This is a genomic window from Streptomyces sp. NPDC058671, assembly GCF_042716475.1.
Taxonomy (GTDB): Bacteria; Actinomycetota; Actinomycetes; order Streptomycetales; family Streptomycetaceae; genus Streptomyces.
The window spans coordinates 138,599-159,897 of record NZ_JBHXSA010000017.1 but is presented as its reverse complement, the minus strand read 5'-3'; the positions used below and the strand labels follow the sequence as shown (position 1 = coordinate 159,897).

Here is a 21,299-nt window from a genome sequence, read left to right as displayed (position 1 = left end):
GCGCCGGTGGGGGCCGGTGCTGTTCAGGGGGCGAGACCCGGTCGGGTACGGCGCAGGAGAAGCGGGGTAACTGTCATCGCACGGCGGCGGCCGCGCGAGCGACGGACCCGCCCCCGGCGCCGTGCCCGCGTCGGTCCGTTCCTCGACCCTTGGGGGTGTCCGTGGCACGTATCCGTGTCCTGGTGGTGGACGACCACCGCGTCTTCGCCGAATCGCTTGCCGCCGCGCTCGCGGCGGAGCCCGACGTCGACGTCGCCGCCGCGGGAAGCGGCCCGGCCGCCCTGCGCTGCCTGGAGCGGGGTGCCGCGGAAGGGCGCAGGTTCGACGTGCTGCTCGTCGACGCCGAGCTGGGCGCGGGGCCCTCGGGGGCGCCCGTGGCCCGGGTGGTGCCGGACGACGCCGAGGGCGCCGTCGACGGGATCTCCCTGGTGGCAGGGGTGCGCCAGGTCCAGCCCTCGGTCCGTACCGTCGTCCTCGCCGAGAAGGACGACCCGCGCCGGGCCGCGCTCGCCCTCCAGGCGGGCGCTTCCGGCTGGGTGGCGAAGGACTGCTCGCTCCAGCGGCTCCTCGCCGTGGTCCGGGGCGTGCTCCGGGACGAGACCCACCTGCCGCCGGCGCTGCTCACCGGCGTGCTCCGGGAGCTGACGGCGGCCCGCAAGCACCGGACGGACAGCGAGCGGCTCGTGGAGTCGCTGACCCCGCGCGAGCGGGAGGTGCTGTGCTGCATGGTGGCGGGTCTCGGCCGCAAGGCGGTCGCCGAGCGCCTGTTCCTGTCGCCGCACACGGTCCGTACGCACATGCAGAACGTGCTGGGGAAGCTGGGCGTGCACTCGACCCTGGCGGCGGTGGCCCTCGCCCGTCGGGCCGGTGTGGGCCCGGCGCAGCTCGGCGAGGTCCCGCTAGCCCGGAATGTTGTCGAACGGGGCGGTCAGCCGGCGTAGCAGCGCGGCCAGTTCGCCGCGCTGGGCGCGGGAGAGCTGGGCCAGGATGGCGCGCTCCTGGGCGAGGAGCCCGGCGAGCGCCTCGTCGGCGCGGTCACGGCCCTCGGGGGTGAGGCGGACGAGGACGCCGCGGCGGTCGCTGGGGTCGGGGAGCCGCTCGACGAGGCCCTTCTTGGTGAGCCGGTCGATGCGGTTGGTCATGGTGCCGGAGGTGACCAGGGTCTGCGTCAGGAGCTGGCCGGGGGAGAGCTGGTAGGGCGCTCCGGCCCGGCGCAGGGAGGTGAGGACGTCGAACTCCCAGGGCTCCAGCTGGTGCTCGGAGAAGGCGAGCCGACGGGCACGGTCGAGGTGCCGGGCGAGACGGGAGACGCGGCTGAGCACCTCGAGCGGTTCCACGTCGAGGTCGGGGCGCTCGCGGCGCCATGCTGCGACCAGTCGGTCGACCTCGTCCTCCATGACGATCAGTGTAGAGGGTCTGTTGACATAAAGTCTCTTGTGGTCGAGTTTATCGATGTCAAGTATCTTGATGTCAAGAAATAGTCCGCTGGACTATGGGGAAGGGACCCGGCCGGAACGCCGTTCCATTTCGGCCACTCGCTCCAGCAAGGGGGCTTCGAACATGCATGCCGTCGCATCCACCGCACCCACGTGGGACCCGCAGCAGTACCTCCGTCACTCCGGCCACCGCACCCGTCCCTTCCTCGACCTGCTCGCCCGAATACCGGACCTGCCCGCCCACGACCGGCCCGCCCGGATCGCCGACCTGGGCTGCGGTCCCGGCAATGTGACGGCCCTCCTCGCCGAGCGGTGGCCCGACGCCCACATCACCGGCTTCGACCTCTCGCCCGAGATGCTGGAGCGGGCCGAGAAGGACTGGTCCGGTACCACCCGGGGCGGCGGCTGGCTCGATTTCAGGCCCGCCGACGCCGCCCACTGGACCCCCACCGAGCCCTACGACCTGATCGTCTCCAACGCGGCCCTCCAGTGGGTGCCCAACCACCCCGAGTCCTTCGCCCGATGGATCGCCGGACTGCGCCCCGGCGGCACCCTCGCCTTCCAGGTCCCCGGCAACTTCACCTCGCCCAGCCACGCCCTGCTCGGCGAACTCTGCGAGACCCCCGAGTGGCGCGGCCGGGTCGGCGACCAGGGCCGCCGCTTCGTCCACATCCTCGACGCCGCCGACTACCTCACCCGCCTCACCGACCTCGGCTGCGAGACGGACGTCTGGGAGACCACGTACTGCCAGCTGCTCCAGGGCGAGGACCCCGTCCTCGACTGGGTCAAGGGCACCGCCCTGCGGCCCGTCCTCACCGCGCTGGGCGACGACCAGGAGGCGGTCGACGCCTTCCTCGGCCAGTACCGCGCCCTCCTGCGCGAGGCCTACCCGCCGGGCCCCCACGGCACGGTCTTCCCCTTCCGCCGCGTCTTCGCCCTCGCCCGCACCCGCCCGTGAACGCGGGAACGCCCCGCACCGGAGGACCGGTGCGGGGCGTTCGCGGTGATGCGTGACGTGTGACGCGCGGTGCGACTAGTACAGGCCGTTGTAGGTCTGGTAGCCGGTGCCGATCGACACGCGGGACTTCAACGGCGTGCCCGCCTCACCGGTGCCCGAGTAGCGGAAGAGCTCGCCGCCCGCGTTCACCGCGAGCAGGTCCGCCTTGCCGTCACCGGTGATGTCACCGGGGGCGGCCAGCTTCGGGTACGCGTTCCAGCCGCCGCCGATCCTCACGCGGGGCTTGAACGCGTAGCCGCCCTGGCCCGCGCCCTGGTGCAGGTACAGGGTGCCGTCCTTGGCGCGGGCCACCAGGTCGTTCAGACCGTCGCCGCTGAAGTCGCCCGAGCCCACGATCCGGTCGTACGCGCCCCAGCCGGAGCCGACCTTGACGCGTGCGTGGAGCGCCGTGCCGTCGTAGTTGCTCCGGTACAGCCACAGGACGCCCGAGCGGTCACGGGCCACGAAGTCGGCGGTGCCGTCGCCGTTCAGGTCACCCGGTCCCGCGATGAGGTCGATGGCGCCCCAGCCGCCGCCGAAGTCGGTCTCGCCGCCGTACAGGCGCCCGTCGTAGATCTCCAGGGTGTCGGAGATCCCGTCCCGGCCCAGGGAGTTGACCTCGAAGATCGTGGAGCCGGCCCAGCCGCCGTCGCTGCTGACCTGGGAGCGGGGGAACAGCTTGCCCGTCCCCGTCGGGTTGTACCAGAAGAGCGTGCCCGCCTTGTCGCGGGCCAGCAGGCCCTCCTTGCCGTGCGCCGGGACGTTGCCCGCGCCGCCCAGCTGGGCCGCGCCCGCCCAGGCGCCACCGGTGCTCGCCTGGTGACGGGCCGTGAAGTGGCCGCCGCCGGTGCCGTAGTACACCCAGAGCGTGCCGTCGGAACCGCGCGCGATGACATCGCCGATGCCGTTGCCGTTGTCGTCGTCGATGCCGACGATCTGGTTGTAGACGCCCCAGCCGTGGCCGACCTGCTTGGCCGGCTTCATCGTGGCGGGGTTGCCGGTGCTGCCGTAGTAGAAGAGGGCCCCGGACGGCGTGCGGGCGAGGAGGTCACCCAGGCCGTCGCCGTCGCTGTCGCCCAGACCGATCAGCTGGTCGTAGACGTGCCAGCCCTTACCGATCTTCTTGGGGGCGTGGAACGGGGCGTGGTACGTGCCGGTCGACGCGTACACGTACAGCTCGCCGGCGGGCGTACGGGCCAGCACGTCCGCGCGGCCGTCACCGCTGATGTCGCCGGGCGAGAAGATCTTGTTGTAGATCTGCCAGCCGGCGCCGCTCCAGCGGTAGCTGCCGTAGGACGGCGTGGCGTCCCCGTACAGGCGCACCGTGCCGAACTTCGACAGCGTCAGGACCTCGGGGCCGCTGCCGTTCCCGTCCTGGTCACCGATCGGAATGACGTCCTTGACGAACTCGCCGGTCGAGGAGAACTCCGCGGGCTCGGCCGTGGTCGACACCGAGAACACCGAACCGTCGCCGGTCCGGTAGAGGACATCGCTGTGGCCGTCGCCGTCGAGGTCCGAGCGCGACGGGAGGCTTGCCGCCGTGGCACCTGCGGCACCGGCGGACCGGGAGCCGTCCTGCGGCAGGAACCGCTTCGACGGAGCCGCGGGGGCCGGAGCGGGCTTCTCGACCGCGGGACGCGGCGACGGCGAGTCGGCGGACGCCGGACCCGCGAGGAGCATGCCCGCGGAGAGAGCGAGAGCGGTGCAGGTGGCGACACGACGCGCACGCTTGGAGTGCAGGAAGAACAAAAAGATCCCCCCCAGGGAATCAGAGGTTCAAAGGGAACCAAGCGGGAGGGTTCGTACAGGCGTCGAACGGCGTCAGCGCATGACGGAAGCCACGCGGAGACGACCTCGTAGGACGGTCGGACACCCCCCCGGATGTTGAACACGAGTCTACTCACGGGGAAGCCGCACGCCAGAGGTTTACGCCGCGAATCCGACCGTCCGGTCAGTTCTCGCGGAGCCCTCAGCTCTTCCGGTGCCCTATCAACCGCGGCTTCGGCTCAAGACCGTCCAGACCGTGCCACGCCAGGTTCACCAGATGCGCCGCGACCTCCGCCTTCTTCGGCTTGCGGACGTCCAGCCACCACTGGCCCGTCAGCGCCACACTGCCCACCAGGGCCTGCGCGTACAGCGGTGCCAGCTTCGGGTCGAAACCGCGGGCCTTGAACTCCAGGCCCAGGATGTCCTCCACCTGCGTGGCGATGTCACTGATCAGCGACGCGAACGTACCCGTCGACTGCGCCACCGGAGAATCCCGGACGAGGATCCGGAAGCCGTCCGTGTAGTTCTCGATGTAGTCCAGCAGCGCGAACGCCGCCTGCTCCAGGAGCTCCCGGGGATGCCCGGCCGTCAGCGCGCCCGTCACCCCGTCGAGGAGCTGGCGCATCTCCCGGTCGACCACGACCGCGTACAGCCCCTCCTTCCCCCCGAAGTGCTCGTACACCACCGGCTTGGAGACCCCGGCCTTCGCCGCGATCTCCTCCACCGACGTGCCCTCGAAGCCCTTCTCGGCGAACAGCGTGCGGCCGATGTCGAGCAGCTGCTCGCGGCGCTCCGCGCCCGTCATCCGCACCCGGCGACCGCGCCGGGGCTTCTGCTCGCCGCTGCCGGTGCCACTGGTCCTGCCGTCGATCGCCACGTCTTCCATCATGCCGCGTCTGCGGACGCGGTCCGGCGGCGGGCGTCGACGCGGTCCTTCGCCGGCCAGCGCACGTCGTACGCCCAGCCCGCCTTCTCGAACCAGCGGATCAGCCGGGCGCTGGAGTCGACCTGGCCGCGCAGCACCCCGTGGCGGGCCGACGTCGGGTCCGCGTGGTGCAGGTTGTGCCAGGACTCGCCGCACGACAGCACCGCGAGCCACCACACGTTGCCCGAACGGTCCCGCGACTTGAACGGACGCTTGCCCACCGCGTGACAGATCGAGTTGATCGACCACGTCACATGGTGCAGCAGCGCGACCCGCACCAGGGAGCCCCAGAAGAACGCGGTGAACGCACCCCACCACGACATCGTCACCAGACCTCCCACCAGCGGCGGGATCGCGAGCGACAGGATCGTGAAGGAGAGGAAGTGGCGCGAGATCCCCCGGATCGCCGGGTCCCTGATCAGATCGGGCGCGTACTTGTGCTGCGGCGTCCGCTCCTCGTCGAACATCCAGCCGATGTGCGCCCACCACAGGCCCTTCATCAGCGCCGGGACCGTCTCGCCGTACCGCCACGGCGAGTGCGGGTCACCCTCGGCGTCCGAGAACTTGTGGTGCTTGCGGTGATCCGCCACCCAGCGCACCAGCGGCCCCTCCACGGCCAGCGACCCCATGACCGCGAGCGCGATCCGCAGCGGCCGCTTCGCCTTGAACGAACCATGCGTGAAGTACCGGTGGAAACCGATCGTGATCCCGTGACAGCCGATGTAGTACATCGCCACCATCAGCCCCAGATCCAGCCAGCTCACCCCCCAGCCCCAGGCCAGCGGCACCGCCCCGAGCAGCGCCACGAACGGCACCGCGATGAAGAGGAGCAGGGTGGCCTGCTCGATCGAACCCTTGCTGTCGCCGCCGAGCGTGGCCGAGGGCAGCGCCCCGGCCGCGTCCGGCGACTCCGACGGAGTGGTCACCTCTGGGCTTGTCGTCATGGGTGTCCCTTGGGGGTGAGGGGGAGGGAAAAGGGAAGAAAGTCCCGCTGAACGGGACCGGGGCTACGCCTCCGTAACCTACGGCGTCGTAAGTATGGCAGCGACGGGGCGCGCGGCAAGAGGGGCGAGGCCGCCGCCGAGAAGAGGGACACCTATCCTGGGTGCGTCGGACAGCGCGGTCCGCAAGCCTCCAGTACCCCTCCAGACGTGCTCAAACACTGCAAGGAGCCGCACCTGTGAGCAGTGCCGACCAGACCCCCACCGCCAGCACCGAGCTGCGCGCCGACATCCGCCGACTGGGCGATCTCCTCGGCGAGACCCTCGTCCGCCAGGAGGGCCACGAACTCCTCGACCTCGTCGAGCGGGTCCGCAGCCTCACCCGCGAGGACGGCGAGGCCGCCGCCGAGCTGCTCCGAGGCGTCGAACTGGAGACGGCCGCCAAGCTCGTGCGCGCCTTCTCCACCTACTTCCACCTCGCCAACGTCACCGAGCAGGTCCACCGCGGCCGCGAGATGCGCGAGAAGCGCGCCGCCGAGGGCAGCCTCCTCGCCCGCACCGTCGACATGCTCAAGGACGGCGACCCCGAGCACGTCCGCGAGACGGTCAAGAACCTCAACGTCCGGCCCGTCTTCACCGCGCACCCCACGGAAGCCGCCCGCCGCTCCGTCCTCAACAAGCTCCGCCGGATCGCCGCCCTCCTGGAGACCCCGGTCATCGAGGCCGACCGGCGCCGCCACGACCTGCGGCTCGCCGAGAACATCGACCTCATCTGGCAGACCGACGAACTCCGGGTCGTCCGCCCCGAGCCCGCCGACGAGGCCCGCAACGCCATCTACTACCTCGACGAGCTGCACGCGGGCGCCGTCGGCGACGTCCTGGAGGACCTCGCGGCCGAGCTGGAGCGCGTCGGCGTCGAACTGCCCTCCGGCACCCGCCCGCTCACCTTCGGCACCTGGATCGGCGGCGACCGCGACGGCAACCCCAACGTCACCCCGCAGGTGACCAGGGACATCCTGATCCTCCAGCACGAGCACGGCATCACCGACGCCCTCGAACTCGTCGACTACCTCCGCGGACTGCTCTCCAACTCCATCCGCTACGCCGGGGCCACCCAGGAACTCCTGGACTCCCTCCAGCGCGACCTGGACCTCCTCCCGGAGATCAGCCCCCGCTACAAGCGCCTCAACGCCGAGGAGCCCTACCGGCTCAAGGCCACCTGCATCCGGCAGAAGCTCGTCAACACCCGCGAGCGCCTCGCCGCCGGCACCCCCCACCAGGACGGCCGCGACTACCTCGGCACCGCCGAACTCGTCCACGACCTCACCCTGATCCAGACCTCGCTGCGCGAGCACCGCGGCGGCCTCTTCGCCGACGGCCGGATGGACCGCACCATCCGCACCCTGTCGGCCTTCGGCCTCCAGCTCGCCACCATGGACGTCCGCGAGCACGCCGACGCCCACCACCACGCGCTCGGCCAGCTCTTCGACCGCCTCGGCGAGGAGTCCTGGCGGTACGCCGACATGCCGCGCGACTACCGGCAGAAGCTCCTCGCCAAGGAGCTGCGCTCGCGCCGCCCGCTCGCCCCCACCCCGGCCCCGCTGGACGCCGCCGGCGAGAAGACCCTCGGTGTCTTCCACACCATCAAGGAAGCCTTCGAGCGCTTCGGCCCCGAGGTCATCGAGTCGTACATCATCTCGATGTGCCAGGGCGCCGACGACGTCTTCGCCGCCGCCGTCCTCGCCCGCGAGGCCGGCCTCATCGACCTGCACGGCGGCTGGGCCAAGATCGGCATCGTGCCGCTCCTGGAGACCACCGACGAGCTCAAGGCCGCCGACGTCATCCTCGACGGCATGCTGGCCGACCCCTCCTACCGGCGCCTCGTCTCGCTCCGCGGCGACGTCCAGGAGGTCATGCTCGGCTACTCGGACTCCTCCAAGTTCGGCGGCATCACGACGAGCCAGTGGGAGATCCACCGGGCGCAGCGCCGCCTCCGCGACGTCGCCCACCGCTACGGCGTACGGCTCCGCCTCTTCCACGGCCGCGGCGGCACCGTCGGCCGCGGCGGCGGCCCCTCGCACGACGCGATCCTCGCCCAGCCCTGGGGCACCCTGGAGGGCGAGATCAAGGTGACCGAGCAGGGCGAGGTCATCTCCGACAAGTACCTGATCCCGTCGCTCGCCCGCGAGAACCTCGAACTGACCGTCGCCGCCACGCTGCAGGCATCCGCCCTGCACACCGCGCCGCGCCAGTCCGACGAGGCGCTCGCCCGCTGGGACGCGGCCATGGACACCGTCTCCGACGCCGCCCACACCGCGTACCGCAAGCTCGTCGAGGACCCGGACCTGCCGACGTACTTCCTCGCCTCGACCCCGGTCGACCAGCTCGCCGACCTGCACCTGGGCTCCCGGCCCTCCCGCCGCCCCGGCTCGGGCGTCTCGCTCGACGGACTCCGCGCCATCCCGTGGGTGTTCGGCTGGACCCAGTCCCGGCAGATCGTCCCCGGCTGGTTCGGCGTCGGCTCCGGCCTCAAGGCGCTGCGCGAGGCCGGGCTCGACCCGGTCCTCGGCGAGATGTACGAGCACTGGCACTTCTTCCGCAACTTCCTCGCCAACGTCGAGATGACGCTCGCGAAGACGGACCTGCGGATCGCCCGCCACTACGTCGACACCCTGGTCCCCGACGACCTCAAGCACGTCTTCGCCACCATCGAGGCCGAGCACGCGCTGACCGTCGCCGAGGTCCTCAAGGTCACCGGCGGCGAGGAGCTCCTGGACTCCAACCCGGTCCTCCAGCAGACCTTCGCCATCCGCGACGCCTACCTGGACCCGATCTCCTACCTCCAGGTCGCCCTGCTCGACCGCCAGCGCGGCGCCGCGGAGCGGGGCGAGGACCCGGACCCGCTGCTCGCGCGGGCCCTGCTCCTCACCGTGAACGGCGTGGCGGCGGGCCTGCGCAACACCGGCTGACGCCCGCCCGCCGACATGACGGTGCCCCCGTGGAGGTTCTCCACGGGGGCACCGTCATGACGGGGTGCGTCAGCCCTGCTGGGCGGCCTTGCGGCGGCGGGTCACCAGGAACGCGCCGGCGCCCGCGAGGGCCACGGCCGCGGCGGCGAGAACGCCGACGGGCGCGCTCGAACCGGTCTCGGCCAGGTCACCACCGGTACCGCCGGTGCCACCGGTCCCACCCGCGGGGGCGGTCGCGGACGGCGACTCGGTACCACCGGGGGTCTCCGAGGCGCCGGGGGTCCCGGAGGGGGACACGGACGCACTCGGCGTACCCGAGGGGGTGCCGGACGGGGTGCCCGAGGTGGTCTCGGACGGCGTCCCGGACGGGGTGCCGGACGGCGTCCCCGAGGGGGTGCCGGAGGGGGTGCCGGTCGGGGTCGAGGTGCTCGCCGCGCAGGTGTGCGACAGGTTGAACCAGCCCTGCTTGACCTCGCCGGAGACCTCGGCCGAGGCCGAGACCAGCTTCGCGCCCGGCTCCGAGATCGCGTACGCGTGCTTGTCGCTCGGCGGACCGAACGTCGTGATGGTCTGGGTACCACCCGGCTCGAACTCCACCGTCAGCTTGGTGAAGACGGCGTCGTCACCCTTGCCGCTGCCGGGCAGCACGAAGTGCCAGCCGTCCTTGTCGCTGGGGACCGGCGGGCAGTCGCCGTCGCCGCCGAACTCCTCGGCGGTCAGCGGAAGGTCCTCGACCTGGTGCAGGGGAAGCGGCTTGGGACCCACCGAGGCGGAGGCCACGGGCGCCAGGACGAGGGAGCCCGCCATGGCCGCGACGAGCGCGGCGGCGGGGAGGAGGGAGCGTCGCATGTGCAGTCGTCCATCTGTAAATGAGGGATGCCGTGGGGGGTGGCAGGAGGGCAGCCTATCCGTCGCCTTAAGTCACCTTTAAGCCAGAGCTCATAACGATCGGGCCCTACCGGCGCGGAACCTCTCAGAGCGCGAAGAACGCCGCCACCAGCAGCGCACCGCCCAACCCCGCCGCCGACCACGCCACCCTCGGCAGCCGCATCCCGCCACCGATCAGCGGCGCCGCGAGCAACAGCGCCCCGCCGAGCGGCAGCCACGCGTGCAGACCGCCGCCCCAGCCCGTCCGTACGCCCTCGTCCGTCCCCGGCTTCACCACCACCGGGATCGTCGACCCCTGCTCCGCCGCGACCGACCGCGCGATCGTCAGCGACCGGCGGGGCGAGGCCGGGTCCTCGGGGGCGTACCGGCCGCTGCACGTCTCCTCGCCGCAGCCGGTGACCGTCATCGTCCCGTGCTCCCGCCCCTTGGAGAGCAGGACGTGCTGGGCCGAGTCCCAGGACGCCCAGGCGCCCGCGACGAGCAGCAGAAGGGCGACGATGACCATGGCGGCGTTACGGACGTGCGTCATGACCCGCGATCGTACAGTCGTACGGGCCCGGGGCCGGGGGCCCTACGCGTTGTACGCCGACTGGGCCCGTTCCAGGCCCTCCGCCACCAGGCACTCCACCGAGTCCGCCGCCCGGTCCACGAACCAGTCGAGATCCTTGCGCTCCGCCGACGAGAAGTCCTTCAGGACGAAGTCCGCGACCTGCATCCGGCCCGGCGGACGCCCGATCCCGCACCGCACCCGGTGGTACTCGGCGCCCATGGCCTTCGTCATCGACTTCAGACCGTTGTGCCCGTTGTCGCCGCCGCCGATCTTCAGCCGCAGCACCCCGTAGTCGACGTCCAGCTCGTCATGGACCGCCACCACACGCGCCGTCGGCACCTTGTAGAAGTCGCGCAGCGCCGTCACCGGACCGCCCGACAGGTTCATGTACGACATCGGCTTCACGAGGACCACCCGGCGGCTGTCCGGCCCGGGAGGACCCATCCGGCCCTCCACGACCTGCGCCTGCGCCTTCTGCGCCCGCTTGAACGAGCCGCGCATCCGGTCGGCGAGCAGGTCCACCACCATGAAGCCGATGTTGTGGCGGTTGGCCGCGTACTCCGGTCCCGGGTTGCCGAGGCCGACGATCAGCCAGGGGGCGTTCACGTCGTCGTCCGTCATGTGACTCAGATCTCCTCGTATCCGTCCGTACAAGAGAAACGGGGTGACGGGCCGTACGGCCCGTCACCCCGTCACGCCAGGCAGAAGCCTGTCAGGCAGAGCCGAAGGCTCAGGCCTCGGCACCCTCGGTCTCGGTGCCCTCGGCGGCCGGCTCCTCGGCCTGGGCGGCCAGGATCTGGATGACGACGGCGTCGGGGTCGGTCACCAGGGTGGTGCCGGAGGGCAGCTCGATGTCCTTGGCGAGGATGGAGTTACCGGCCTCCAGGCCCTCGATGGAGACGGTGACCGAGGTCGGGATGTGCGTGGCCTCGGTCTCGACGGAGAGCGTGTTCAGCACGTTCTCGACCAGGAAGCTGCCCGGGGCCAGGTCGCCCTCGGTCTCCACGACGACCTCGACCGTGACCTTCTCGCCACGACGCACGAGGAGCAGGTCGACGTGGACGAGGAAGCCCTTGATGGCGTCACGCTGGACGGCCTTCGGGATCGCGAGCTCGGACTTGCCGTCGACGTCCAGGGCGAGCAGGACGTTCGGCGTACGCAGCGCCAGGGCGAGGTCGTGGGCCGGAAGGGTCACGTGCGCCGGCTCGGCACCGTGGCCGTAGACGACGGCGGGGACGCGGCCGTCGCGGCGGACCGCACGGGCGGCGCCCTTGCCGAACTCGGTACGGACGGCAGCGGCGAGCTTGATCTCGGACATGGTGCGCTCCTCGTAGGAAGGTGACGAAAAAGGTGGTCACCCGGCCACGACTGGCGATGGCCTGCTACGAAGAGCGCGTCGATAACGGACCGCCGTGACCCTGTACGTCCGTACGGGTACGGCCTCCCTCGCCGAGCAACTTCGGCAGTCTACCGGCCGTCCCCCCTACCACCCAATTCGATCACCGAAACGCGGCGGAGGGCCGCTCCCCCGAACGGGGAAACGGCCCTCACGCGCACTGCCGGGGGAGTCGGTGCTCCTCGGCTCAGTGCTCCTCGAAGAGGCTCGTCACCGAGCCGTCCTCGAACACCTCGCGCACCGCGCGCGCGATCGTCGGCGCGATCGACAGCACCGTGATCTTGTCGAGTTCGAGCCCGCCCGGCACCGGCAGCGTGTCCGTGAACACGAACTCGCTCACCTTCGAGTTCTTCAGCCGGTCCGCGGCCGGGCCCGACAGGATGCCGTGCGTGGCCGTGACGATGACGTCCTCCGCGCCGTGCGCGAACAGCGCGTCCGCCGCGGCGCAGATGGTGCCGCCCGTGTCGACCATGTCGTCCACCAGGACACAGACACGGCCCTTCACGTCACCGACGACCTCGTGCACGGTCACCTGGTTGGCGACGTCCTTGTCGCGACGCTTGTGCACGATCGCGAGGGGAGCGTCCAGACGGTCGCACCAGCGGTCGGCGACCCGCACGCGGCCCGCGTCCGGGGAGACGATCGTCAGCTTCGCCCGGTCGACCTTCGCACCCACGTAGTCCGCGAGCACCGGCAGCGCCGACAGGTGGTCCACCGGGCCGTCGAAGAAGCCCTGGATCTGGTCCGTGTGCAGGTCCACGGTCAGGATCCGGTCCGCGCCCGCCGTCTCCAGCAGGTCCGCCACCAGACGCGCCGAGATCGGCTCGCGGCCGCGGTGCTTCTTGTCCTGACGGGCGTAGCCGTACGAGGGGATGATCACCGTGATGCTCCGGGCCGAAGCCCGCTTCAGGGCATCGACCATGATCAACTGCTCCATGATCCACTTGTTGATCGGAGCCGTGTGGCTCTGGATCAGGAAGCAGTCCGCACCGCGGGCCGACTCCTGGAAGCGGACGTAGATCTCACCGTTGGCGAAGTCGAACGCCTTGGTGGGAACGAGGCCGACACCCAGCTGGTGCGCGACCTCCTCGGCCAGCTCGGGGTGGGCGCGGCCGGAGAAGAGCATCAGCTTCTTCTCGCCGGTCGTCTTGATCCCGGTCACAGCACTGTCTCCTCAGACGTGTTGTCTGGTCGCGTTCCACGAGCTGTCGTGCGCGTGTGCGAGCCAGCCGAATTTGTGTGCACGTATCACGGTACGCCGAGTTCGACGCACCCGTTTCCGGTCAGCTTTCGCCGGCGGAGTCCTCGGCCGCGGCCTGAGCGGCCTGCGCGGCAGCGCTGCCGGGCCGCTTCCGAGCCACCCAGCCCTCGATATTCCGCTGCTGGCCCCGGGCGACGGCGAGCGACCCGGCCGGCACGTCCTTCGTGATCACGGACCCGGCCGCGGTGTAGGCCCCGTCCCCGATCGTGATGGGAGCCACAAACATGTTGTCCGAGCCGGTCCGGCAGTGCGAGCCGATCGTGGTGTGGTGCTTCGTCTCGCCGTCGTAGTTCACGAAGACGCTGGCCGCGCCGATGTTCGTGTACTCGCCGATCGTGGCGTCGCCCACGTACGACAGGTGCGGGACCTTGGTGCCCTCGCCGACCGTCGCGTTCTTCATCTCGACGTACGAACCGGCCTTGGACCTCGCGCCCAGGTTCGTGCCCGGACGCAGGTACGCGTAGGGCCCCACGGAGGCGCCGGCACCGATGACGGCCGAGTCCGCCACCGTGTTGTCCACCCGGGCGCCCCGGCCGACGGTGGTGTCCTTCAGGCGTGTGTTCGGCCCGACCTCGGCGTCCTCGCCGATGTGCGTGGCACCCAGCAGCTGCGTACCCGGCAGGATCACCGCGTCCGGCTCGAAGGTCACGGTCACGTCGACGAACACCGACGCGGGGTCGACGACGGTCACACCGGCCAGCATGGCGCGCTCGACCAGCCGCCGGTTCAGCAGGGAACGGGCCTCCGCGAGCTGCACCCGGTTGTTGATCCCGAGGATCTCGCGGTGGTCACCCGCGACCGACGCGCCGACCCGGTGGCCGGCCTCGCGCAGGATCGACAGCACGTCGGTGAGGTACTCCTCGCCCTGGCTGTTGTCCGTCCGCACCTTGCCGAGAGCGTCCGCGAGCAGCTGCCCGTCGAACGCGAACACGCCGGAGTTGATCTCGCGGATCGCGAGCTGCTCGGCGGAGGCGTCCTTGTGCTCGACGATCTCCGTCACGGCGCCGGACGCGTCCCGCACGATCCGGCCGTAGCCGGTCGAGTCCGGAACCTCGGCGCTCAGCACGGTGACCGCGTTGCCGTCGGCCGCGTGGGTGTCCGCCAGCGCCCGCAGGGTCTCCCCGGACAGCAGCGGAGTGTCACCGCAGACCACGACCACGGTCCCCTCGGGCGCCCCCCCGAGCTCCTCCAGGGCCATCCGCACCGCGTGTCCGGTGCCGTTCTGCTCCTCCTGGACGGCGGTGCGGGTCCCGGCGTACAGCTCGTCCAGGTGCCCCTTCACCTGCTCCCGGGCGTGCCCGACGACCACGACGAGGTGCTCGGGCTCCAACTCCCGGGCGGCGGACACGACATGCCCGACGAGCGACCGCCCGGCGATCTCGTGCAGGACCTTGGGGGTCTTCGACTTCATGCGGGTGCCCTCGCCCGCCGCGAGGACGACGACGGCTGCCAAGGGGGTCCCCCCTGTTCGAGCGAAGCCGAGAACTTGGGGGAGATTGGCGCTCACGGGAATGCCCTTCGGCTTTGGGTGGTGGACGCACGAAGGATACCGGGGGGCCGGGGGCCGGACATGAGCGCGGGTCCTGACCGTGATGGTCAGGACCCGGATGAAGAAGCTCCCCCGCCAGGACTCGAACCCGGACATAAGGCACCAAAAGCCTCAGTGCTGCCAATTACACCACAGGGGATGGCGTTTAGGGCTAATGCGGACATGTTGTCAGTCGTGTGCCCCGGCGGCCTCCACTATGCCGTACCAGGCACCTTCCACGCGACGGTACAGCGCCGCTCCGTCGTCGTCGCGGCTCGGCTTTAGGGTGGTGGCATGACCACAACGGGGGCGGAGCGGGGCGCCGGGGGCGTCGGGGGCTGGTGGTGGTGGGGGAGACGCAGGAGCGTCGTCCTCGACGGGGGGCTCGCGGCCGTGTCCGCGCTGGAGTGCGCGGTCGAGGGCGTGGCGTTCGCCGAGGAGGCCGCGCTGCCCGTGCCCGTGGGGGTGCTGTTCGGGCTGGTCGTCGGGTCCGTGCTGCTCGTGCGGCGCCGGTGGCCCGTCGGCGTCGTCCTCGTCTCCATCGCCGTCGCGCCCGCCGAGATGGGCTTCCTCATGGGGATCGTCGGGCTGTACACGCTCGCCGCCTCCGAGGTGCCCCGCCGGATCACCGCCGTACTGGCCGGGATGTCGACGGTCGCCGTGTTCGTCGTGACCGGGGTCCGGCTGCGGCAGGACATGGAGCCGAGTGGCTGGTACGTGCCGGTCGTCTCGCTCTTCATGACCCTCGGCCTCAACGCCCCGCCCGTGCTCCTCGGCCTCTACACAGGGGCCCGCCGCCGGCTCATGGAGAGTCTCCGGGAGCGGGCCGACAGCCTGGAGCAGGAACTGTCGCTGCTCGCGGACCGGGCGGAGCAGCGGGCGCAGTGGGCGCGGCAGGAGGAGCGGACGCGGATCGCGCGGGAGATGCACGACGTGGTGGCGCACCGGGTGTCGCTGATGGTGGTGCACGCGGCGGCGTTGCAGGCGGTGGCGTTGAAGGATCCGCAGAAGGCCGTGAAGAACGCGGCGCTCGTGGGGGACATGGGACGCCAGGCGTTGACCGAGCTGCGGGAGATGCTGGGAGTACTGCGGGAGGGCGCCGCTCCGGCTGCCCCTGCCGTGGTGCCGTTGGCCGCCGTCGGGCGGGCCGCCGCCGCCGCGGCCGAGGCGGCGGCCGAGGGGGACGGGCCGTGCCTGGACGCTCTGGAGGCGCTGTGCGAGCAGTCGCGGATGGCGGGGGCGACGGTGGAGTTCGTGGTGCTCGGGGAGGTGCGGGCGTATCCGCCGGAGGTGGAGCGGACGGCGTACCGGGTGGTGCAGGAGGCGCTGACCAACGTCCACAAGCACGCGGCGGGTGCGAAGGTCGTGGTCCGTCTGGCGCACCGGGAGGCCGAGATCGCCATGCAGGTGGAGAACGGCCCGTGTCCTTCGGACGCCGGTGTCGCGGACGTACGGCTGCCGAGCGGCGGGAACGGGCTCGTGGGGATGCGGGAGCGGGTGTCGCGGCTCGGGGGCGTGTTCGTGTCGGGGGCGACGGAGGCGGGCGGCTTCAAGGTGTCGGCGGTGCTGCCCGTCGGGGGTTAGTCCGGCGGGCCGGTCGTGCTGCCTGCCCGTCGGGGGCTGGTCCGGCGGGCCGGTCGTCGCGCGCCGGGGCTCGGTCCGGCCGGGGTGGTCGTGTTCTCGTCCGTCCGGGACGCGGTCGTGCGGTTCGGGTGGTCAGCCGGTCGTCAGGCGGGGGGGTTGGGCGCCCGTGACCAGGGTCGAGAGTGCCGCGTCGATGTCCTTGCCGAGGTACCAGTCGCCCGCGTGGTCGAGGCTGTAGACCCGGCCTTCCATGTCCATGGCGAGGATCGCCTGGTGGTCGCCCTCCTCGCCGAGCGGGGCGAGTTCCGTGTCCAGGGCGCGGCCGAGGTCGGCGAGGGTGCGGGAGAGGTGGAGTCCGGCGAGGGGGTCGAAGCGTACGGCGGCGGGCGCTATCTGCCGGCCGTGTCCGGGCGCGGTGATCCGCAGGCCGCCGAACTCCGCCCAGGCCTCGACGACGGCGGGGAAGACGCTGTGCCGGTGGCCGGCGGGGGAGACGTGGCCGCGGAGGGCGTCGGCCCACTCCTCGGCGAGCTTGATGTCCCAGCGGCCGGGCTGCCAGCCGGCCTCGCGGAGGGCGGCGTCGACGTTGACGGGGAAGCGCGTGGTGCTGAGGTGGTCGGGCATGGGTGTGCGGTCAGCCGTTCTCGACAGGCGTGGTGGGGTCGACGGTGCGGACGCCGAAGTGGGCGAGCATCGCCGTACAGGAGCGGCAGGGGGCGGCGTAGCTTCCGTGCAGCGGGTCGCCGTCCTCGCGGATGCGCCGCGCGGTGAGCTTGGCGTGTTTGAGGGAGCGGCGGGCCTCGCCGTGGGTGAGCGGTTTGCGCTGGGCCCGCTTGGAGCGCCCGTTCTCGGTGGCGGTGAGGTGGCGGGAGAGCAGGATCGCCTCGGGGCAGCGGCCGGTGAAGCGCTCCCGCTGGCTGCTGGTGAGGGTGTCCAGGAAGTCCTGGACGAGGGCGTGCAGGACGGGCGGCCGGTCGCCTCGGCCGGCCGTGCACGTGAGGGTCTCGCCGCGTACGGAGAGCGCGGCCCCGACGGTGGGGAGGATCCCGTCGCGGCGGTGCAGCAGTAAGGGCGCACGGGTGGCGTCCGCGCTGCTGCTCCAGTTGAGGCGTGGGTCACCCTGTGTGGGTGTCGGTGCTGCGTGCATGGTGCTGGTCTTCCCCTCCTGCAATCCCCCGAGTTGCGTGGACAGCCTGCCAAATAGGGAGCCATATGGGGAAGCTGGGGCGGCGAAACGTGGCTTCGGTGTGTCGGAATCATGGTGCACCTGTCATGGCGTCGTGACACGTCGTGACCGTCGGATCGGGCCGGTTCGGGCTCTTGTGGCAGCGCATAGGCTGTGCGGCATCAGTCAGCAGCAGCCAGCGGCTGCGGGTAGTAGCAGGCAGCGACGCCAGTGCAGGGGGCAACCGCCATGACGACAGGTCGGCTCGGGCAGGACACCGCGCCACCGAACGCGGCCTACGCCGGGCAGGTCGTGCACTTCCCGGATCCGGTCCGCGCCTCCCGTCACCCGAGAGGGGTGCGGGTGGACGAGTACGGTCACCCGGACTTCTCGCCGTACGCGCGTGCGGCGGCGGAGATCGCCGACCCCCCGGAGGGTTTCGGGGTGGACGAGCTGCGGCTCACGGACTACGTGTCGGCGAACGCGGCGATGGCGGCGACCGGCCATGAGCTGTGGGACACGATCCCGGCGGTGGCGACGCCGCACGGCTGGACGTGGCACCACGTGGCGCGCAGTCGCCGGATGGAGCTGGTCCCGGTCGAGGTGAAGGCCCTGCTGCGGCATCACGGCGGGGTGGCGACGGCCGCCGTGGACCATGCGAAGCGGGGCACGCGGCCGCTGCAGGAGACCCGGCCGGCGCACTTCGGGCTGCCGAAGCGTCTGGTGTCGGTGTCGGAGCAGCAGCTCCAGGGCGTCGAGGAGGACCTCGGTTACCGGCTGCCCGGTGCGTACCGCTCGTTCCTGAAGGCGGCGGGCGGCTGCGCACCGGTGGGTGCGGCGCTCGACGCGGAGCTGGGGCTCCTGGTCGACCAGCCGTTCTTCACGGTGCGGGAGGAGGCGGGGGTCAACGACCTCGTCTACGTCAACAAGTGTCTTCGAGACCATCTGACCAAGGACTATCTGGGCGTGGCCTTCGTCCAGGGCGGTCTGATCGCGCTGAAGGTGCGGGGTGAGGGGGTCGGTTCGGTGTGGTTCTGCGCGTACGACGACGCCCGGGACTCCGGCGAGGTGGCGGCGGGCTGGACGGTGGGCGAGCGGGTGGAGCGGCTGCTGCTGCCCTGTGGTGCGGACTTCGACGCGTTTCTGCAGCGGCTCGCGGGCAATCCGCCGGAGCTGGAGACGGTGGCGAACCTGATGGTGGACGGTGGCTTCGCGCGTGCGGTGCCCGTCGTCCCGGTGGGGGAGTGAGTGGGCTGTGGTGACCTTCGCGCAGGCGCAGGAGCGCGCCGAGGAGTGGATCAACGGCGAGCTGCCGTCGTACCAGCACCGTGAGGTGCGGGTCCGGGAGTTCGAGCTGGGTTTCGTGGTGTGGGCGGAGGACCGCGAGGGCGGGCCGACGTCGGACGGCGGGCGTCAGCGGCTCGTGATCGCCCGGGACAGCGGTGAGGCGACGCTGTGGCCGGGGCTGCCGGTGGGTGAGGTGATCCGGCGCTACGAGGAGGAGTACGGGGCGGCGGACGAGGTTCCGGCCCAGGCGGCGGTGCCTGCGGCGCGGATCGATCTGAACCAGACGTCGTTCCTGCTGAGTCCGCCGGAGTGGCTGCAGGACGCGGCGGACCGGATCGGACTGCCGAAGCAGCCGAACGTGTCGCAGGAGACCGGGAGTTCTTCGGTGCCGGCGGACGACGTGTCGGACCCGGTGGGCGCGGCGGGGCCTTCGGCTTCGGTGGCGTCGTCGGGTTTCCCCTCGTCGGGGTCGTCGGTGTTGTCGCAGGAGGCGGGGGCGGGCTCGTCCACGTCCCCGGCGTCGCCGTCGGCGGATTCGTCCGCGCCAGGCTCGTCGTCGTCGTCGGTGGCGGGCTCGTCCGCGCCTGGCTCACCGTCTCCGTCCGCGGACGCGTCCGCGTCTGGCTCGCCGTCTCCGTCGCCGTCCGCGGCCTCGGGGGCCGTCGCGTACGAGCCGACGGCGATGGACGGGGTCCCGGCGGAGACACCGGCGGCCGTGCCCGCCGCGCCCCTGCCCCCGGTCGCGCCGGTGGGCGGCCCGTGGGTCGACGCCAACGCGAGTTCCGGTGGAGTGGACGGGGCGGTGCCGCTGCCCGCGACCGTCTTCGCGCCGCCCTTGTCGGGGGCGGACGACGAGGACGCCCCGCCGCCGCAGGTCGGCGCCGACGCGCCGACCGCGCTCATGCACGGCGGCAGTGCGCTGCCCCCGACCGCCGTGGCGCCCCGGCTCGACCCGGCCGCACCGCCGCCGGCCGGTGTCCGCCCGGCCCCGCCCGGCCCGCCCGCGCCTCCCGTGCCGGGTCCTTCGCCGCTGCCGCCGCAGGCCGGTCCGGGAACGCCGCCGCCCGCGCCTCCCGTACCGGGTGCCGGGGACATCGCGGACGCCGCGACCAGCAAGGCCACGCTGCCGCCGAAGGCCGGGCGCGGCCCGTCGACGCCTCCGCCGCCGCCGGGCGCCCCGGGGGTGCCGGGAGCCTCGTCGGGTGCCGGTGCGTACATCCCCACGCAACTGGTGTCGCAGCTCGGGCCCGACGGGATCCAGCCGCCCGCGCCGCCCGCCCGGCCGGGCCCGCCCGGTCCGCCGCCCGCTCCTGCGCCGCCCGGTCCGCCGACGCCGCCGCAGCCGGTGCACCACGCCGCGACGATGCTCGCGCACCCGGGCCAGAGCGGGCCCGGCGCGCCTCCGCCGCCCCCGCCGCCGCCGGGCGTGCCCGGTACGCCCGCGGGCGGGGTCGCGCACGCCGCGACGATGCTCGCGCATCCGGGGCCCGGTGGCCCTTCGGCGCCGCAGCCTCCGGGGCCTCCGGCTCCGCCGCCGCCGCTGCACGGCGGGCACACGCCGCCGCCCATGCCCGTACCCCCGGCGTACGGCTATCCGCAGCCGGCGGGTCAGCCGACGGTCGGCCCCGGCTACCAGGCGGTGCTGCGCTATCGCGCGCCGGACGGTTCCGAGGCGCAGATCATCCGGCGTTCGGCGCCGGGCACCCCGCATCCGGAGTGGCAGATCCTGCACGAGCTGCGGGCGATGAACGTGCCGCCGCAGCAGGTCCTCGAGCTGCACACGGAGCTGGAGTCCTGTGAGCTGCCGGGCGGCTACTGCGCGCGGATGATCCGGGAGACCTGGCCGCAGGCGCGGATCACCAGCATCGCCCCGTACGGCCGTGATCACACGGGCCGTCAGCAGGGCATGCGTCAACTCCTGACGCACCAGGGCGAGTTGCACCAGGTCGCGGACGGTCCCGCGCGCCCCGCCCCGGTGCGGGCGCCGCTGCCGCCGGCACAGCCCGCGCCGCCGGTTCCGCCGGAGGCGATCGCGCAGGAGCTGGCCGGGGCGTTCGGTCCCGGCGTCCTCCGCTTCGACCAGCGCGCGGTGTCCCGTCAGGGGGTGCCCGAGCTGGTGGCGCGCACGCTGGTGTGGGCGGGGCTTCCGGCGGACTTCGGGCCGTTCTTCTGGGCGCAGCCGGCCGTGCCGGTGGTGCCGACACTGGCCGAGCTGGCGGCGCAGCGGCAGGTCCAGGCCGCGCCGGACGCCAGTTCGTACCTGGTGCTCGGTTCGGACTTCGGGCGGGCGCTGTGCGTCCAGTACGGGACCGCGCACATCGTGGCGGTGCCGGTGGAGGCCGGTCCCGGCGGGCAGGCGGTGCCGCCGCAGTTCGTCAACACGGGGCTGCCCGAGTTCACCCGTTCGATGGCGCTGCTCGGTCGGATGTGGCGGCTGAGGTTCGGGCTGAACCCGGAGCAGGCGGGCCGCTGGACGGTCGACTTCCAGGCGCAGCTGCTGATGCTCGACCCGGCGGCGCTGGCGTCGCCGGACACCTGGTGGTCGGTGCTGCTCGAACAGATGTGGGACGGCCTCCTGTAGGGGCCGGGTTTCCCGCTGACGCCG

At 72.2% G+C, this 21,299-nt stretch carries 18 protein-coding genes and 1 tRNA gene; 6 read left to right on the top strand and 13 right to left on the bottom strand.

Features of this window, described 5'->3' with window-relative positions; translation table 11 throughout:
- Positions 1-161 precede the first annotated feature (161 nt).
- Positions 162-941, top strand: a complete 780-nt coding sequence (locus ACFWV2_RS22005; RefSeq protein WP_384406788.1) for a LuxR C-terminal-related transcriptional regulator — start codon at positions 162-164, stop codon at positions 939-941.
- Here ACFWV2_RS22005 and ACFWV2_RS22000 read toward each other — a convergent pair.
- Positions 900-1,397 (bottom strand): MarR family winged helix-turn-helix transcriptional regulator, encoded by a 498-nt coding sequence (locus tag ACFWV2_RS22000; RefSeq protein ID WP_017241145.1) that lies wholly within the window; start codon positions 1,395-1,397, stop codon positions 900-902. The genes ACFWV2_RS22005 and ACFWV2_RS22000 overlap by 42 nt on opposite strands.
- Before the next feature lie 163 nt (positions 1,398-1,560).
- On the opposite strand from ACFWV2_RS22000, the gene ACFWV2_RS21995 reads away from it, so the two are divergent.
- Positions 1,561-2,394, top strand: coding sequence for a trans-aconitate 2-methyltransferase (locus ACFWV2_RS21995; RefSeq protein ID WP_384406785.1), 834 nt, complete (start codon positions 1,561-1,563; stop codon positions 2,392-2,394).
- Positions 2,395-2,469: 75 nt separating this feature from the next.
- Here ACFWV2_RS21995 and ACFWV2_RS21990 read toward each other — a convergent pair whose 3' ends face one another.
- From ACFWV2_RS21990 to ACFWV2_RS21980, 3 genes are all read right to left on the bottom strand, one after another.
- On the bottom strand, positions 2,470-4,182 hold the full coding sequence (locus ACFWV2_RS21990; protein WP_384406783.1) for an FG-GAP repeat domain-containing protein: 1,713 nt from the start codon (positions 4,180-4,182) through the stop codon (positions 2,470-2,472).
- A 220-nt stretch (positions 4,183-4,402) separates the two neighbouring features.
- Entirely contained in the window at positions 4,403-5,086 is a 684-nt protein-coding gene (locus tag ACFWV2_RS21985; RefSeq protein WP_318210955.1) for a TetR/AcrR family transcriptional regulator, read from the bottom strand.
- Positions 5,086-6,069 carry an acyl-CoA desaturase gene (locus ACFWV2_RS21980; protein ID WP_384406781.1) on the bottom strand — a complete coding sequence of 328 codons (984 nt, stop codon included), beginning with the start codon at positions 6,067-6,069 and terminating at the stop codon, positions 5,086-5,088. Before ACFWV2_RS21980 ends, ACFWV2_RS21985 begins: the two co-directional genes overlap by 1 nt.
- 236 nt (positions 6,070-6,305) lie before the next feature.
- Between ACFWV2_RS21980 and ppc the strand changes: the two genes are divergently transcribed.
- On the top strand, positions 6,306-9,035 hold the full coding sequence (gene ppc, locus ACFWV2_RS21975; protein ID WP_384406779.1) for a phosphoenolpyruvate carboxylase: 2,730 nt from the start codon (positions 6,306-6,308) through the stop codon (positions 9,033-9,035).
- 69 nt (positions 9,036-9,104) lie between these two features.
- Here the strand turns inward: ppc and ACFWV2_RS21970 are convergent, their stop codons facing one another.
- From ACFWV2_RS21970 to ACFWV2_RS21940, 7 genes are all read right to left on the bottom strand, one after another.
- Positions 9,105-9,884 (bottom strand): LPXTG cell wall anchor domain-containing protein, encoded by a 780-nt coding sequence (locus tag ACFWV2_RS21970; RefSeq protein ID WP_384406777.1) that lies wholly within the window; start codon positions 9,882-9,884, stop codon positions 9,105-9,107.
- A 124-nt stretch (positions 9,885-10,008) separates the two neighbouring features.
- Positions 10,009-10,452: a hypothetical protein gene (locus ACFWV2_RS21965; RefSeq protein ID WP_384406775.1), complete on the bottom strand. Its 444-nt coding sequence runs from the start codon at positions 10,450-10,452 to the stop codon at positions 10,009-10,011.
- Positions 10,453-10,494: 42 nt separating this feature from the next.
- Positions 10,495-11,094: an aminoacyl-tRNA hydrolase gene (pth, locus tag ACFWV2_RS21960; RefSeq protein WP_384406773.1), complete on the bottom strand. Its 600-nt coding sequence runs from the start codon at positions 11,092-11,094 to the stop codon at positions 10,495-10,497.
- 109 nt (positions 11,095-11,203) lie between these two features.
- Positions 11,204-11,791, bottom strand: a complete 588-nt coding sequence (locus ACFWV2_RS21955; RefSeq protein ID WP_384406772.1) for a 50S ribosomal protein L25/general stress protein Ctc — start codon at positions 11,789-11,791, stop codon at positions 11,204-11,206.
- A gap of 265 nt (positions 11,792-12,056) precedes the next feature.
- A complete protein-coding gene (locus tag ACFWV2_RS21950) occupies positions 12,057-13,031 on the bottom strand; it encodes a ribose-phosphate diphosphokinase (protein WP_360793352.1) in 975 nt (324 codons plus the stop codon).
- Positions 13,032-13,152: 121 nt separating this feature from the next.
- The gene (gene glmU, locus ACFWV2_RS21945) at positions 13,153-14,583 is read right to left on the bottom strand and encodes a bifunctional UDP-N-acetylglucosamine diphosphorylase/glucosamine-1-phosphate N-acetyltransferase GlmU (RefSeq protein ID WP_384406769.1); all 1,431 of its coding nucleotides are present in this window, start codon (positions 14,581-14,583) and stop codon (positions 13,153-13,155) included.
- A 163-nt stretch (positions 14,584-14,746) separates the two neighbouring features.
- Positions 14,747-14,818, bottom strand: a tRNA-Gln gene (locus ACFWV2_RS21940).
- Between the two features lie 134 nt (positions 14,819-14,952).
- Here ACFWV2_RS21940 and ACFWV2_RS21935 point away from each other — a divergent pair.
- Positions 14,953-16,242, top strand: a complete 1,290-nt coding sequence (locus ACFWV2_RS21935) for a sensor histidine kinase (protein ID WP_384406767.1) — start codon at positions 14,953-14,955, stop codon at positions 16,240-16,242.
- Between the two features lie 132 nt (positions 16,243-16,374).
- Here the strand turns inward: ACFWV2_RS21935 and ACFWV2_RS21930 are convergent, their stop codons facing one another.
- The gene (locus ACFWV2_RS21930; RefSeq protein WP_360793358.1) at positions 16,375-16,866 is read right to left on the bottom strand and encodes an SUKH-3 domain-containing protein; all 492 of its coding nucleotides are present in this window, start codon (positions 16,864-16,866) and stop codon (positions 16,375-16,377) included.
- A 10-nt stretch (positions 16,867-16,876) separates the two neighbouring features.
- Positions 16,877-17,389, bottom strand: a complete 513-nt coding sequence (locus tag ACFWV2_RS21925) for a YwqJ-related putative deaminase (protein ID WP_384406765.1) — start codon at positions 17,387-17,389, stop codon at positions 16,877-16,879.
- A 267-nt stretch (positions 17,390-17,656) separates the two neighbouring features.
- Between ACFWV2_RS21925 and ACFWV2_RS21920 the strand changes: the two genes are divergently transcribed.
- Together ACFWV2_RS21920 and ACFWV2_RS21915 are read left to right on the top strand one after the other, a co-directional pair.
- On the top strand, positions 17,657-18,655 hold the full coding sequence (locus tag ACFWV2_RS21920) for an SMI1/KNR4 family protein (protein WP_384406763.1): 999 nt from the start codon (positions 17,657-17,659) through the stop codon (positions 18,653-18,655).
- A 7-nt stretch (positions 18,656-18,662) separates the two neighbouring features.
- Positions 18,663-21,275: an SUKH-4 family immunity protein gene (locus tag ACFWV2_RS21915; RefSeq protein ID WP_384406761.1), complete on the top strand. Its 2,613-nt coding sequence runs from the start codon at positions 18,663-18,665 to the stop codon at positions 21,273-21,275.
- The last annotated feature ends 24 nt before the right edge of the window (positions 21,276-21,299 follow it).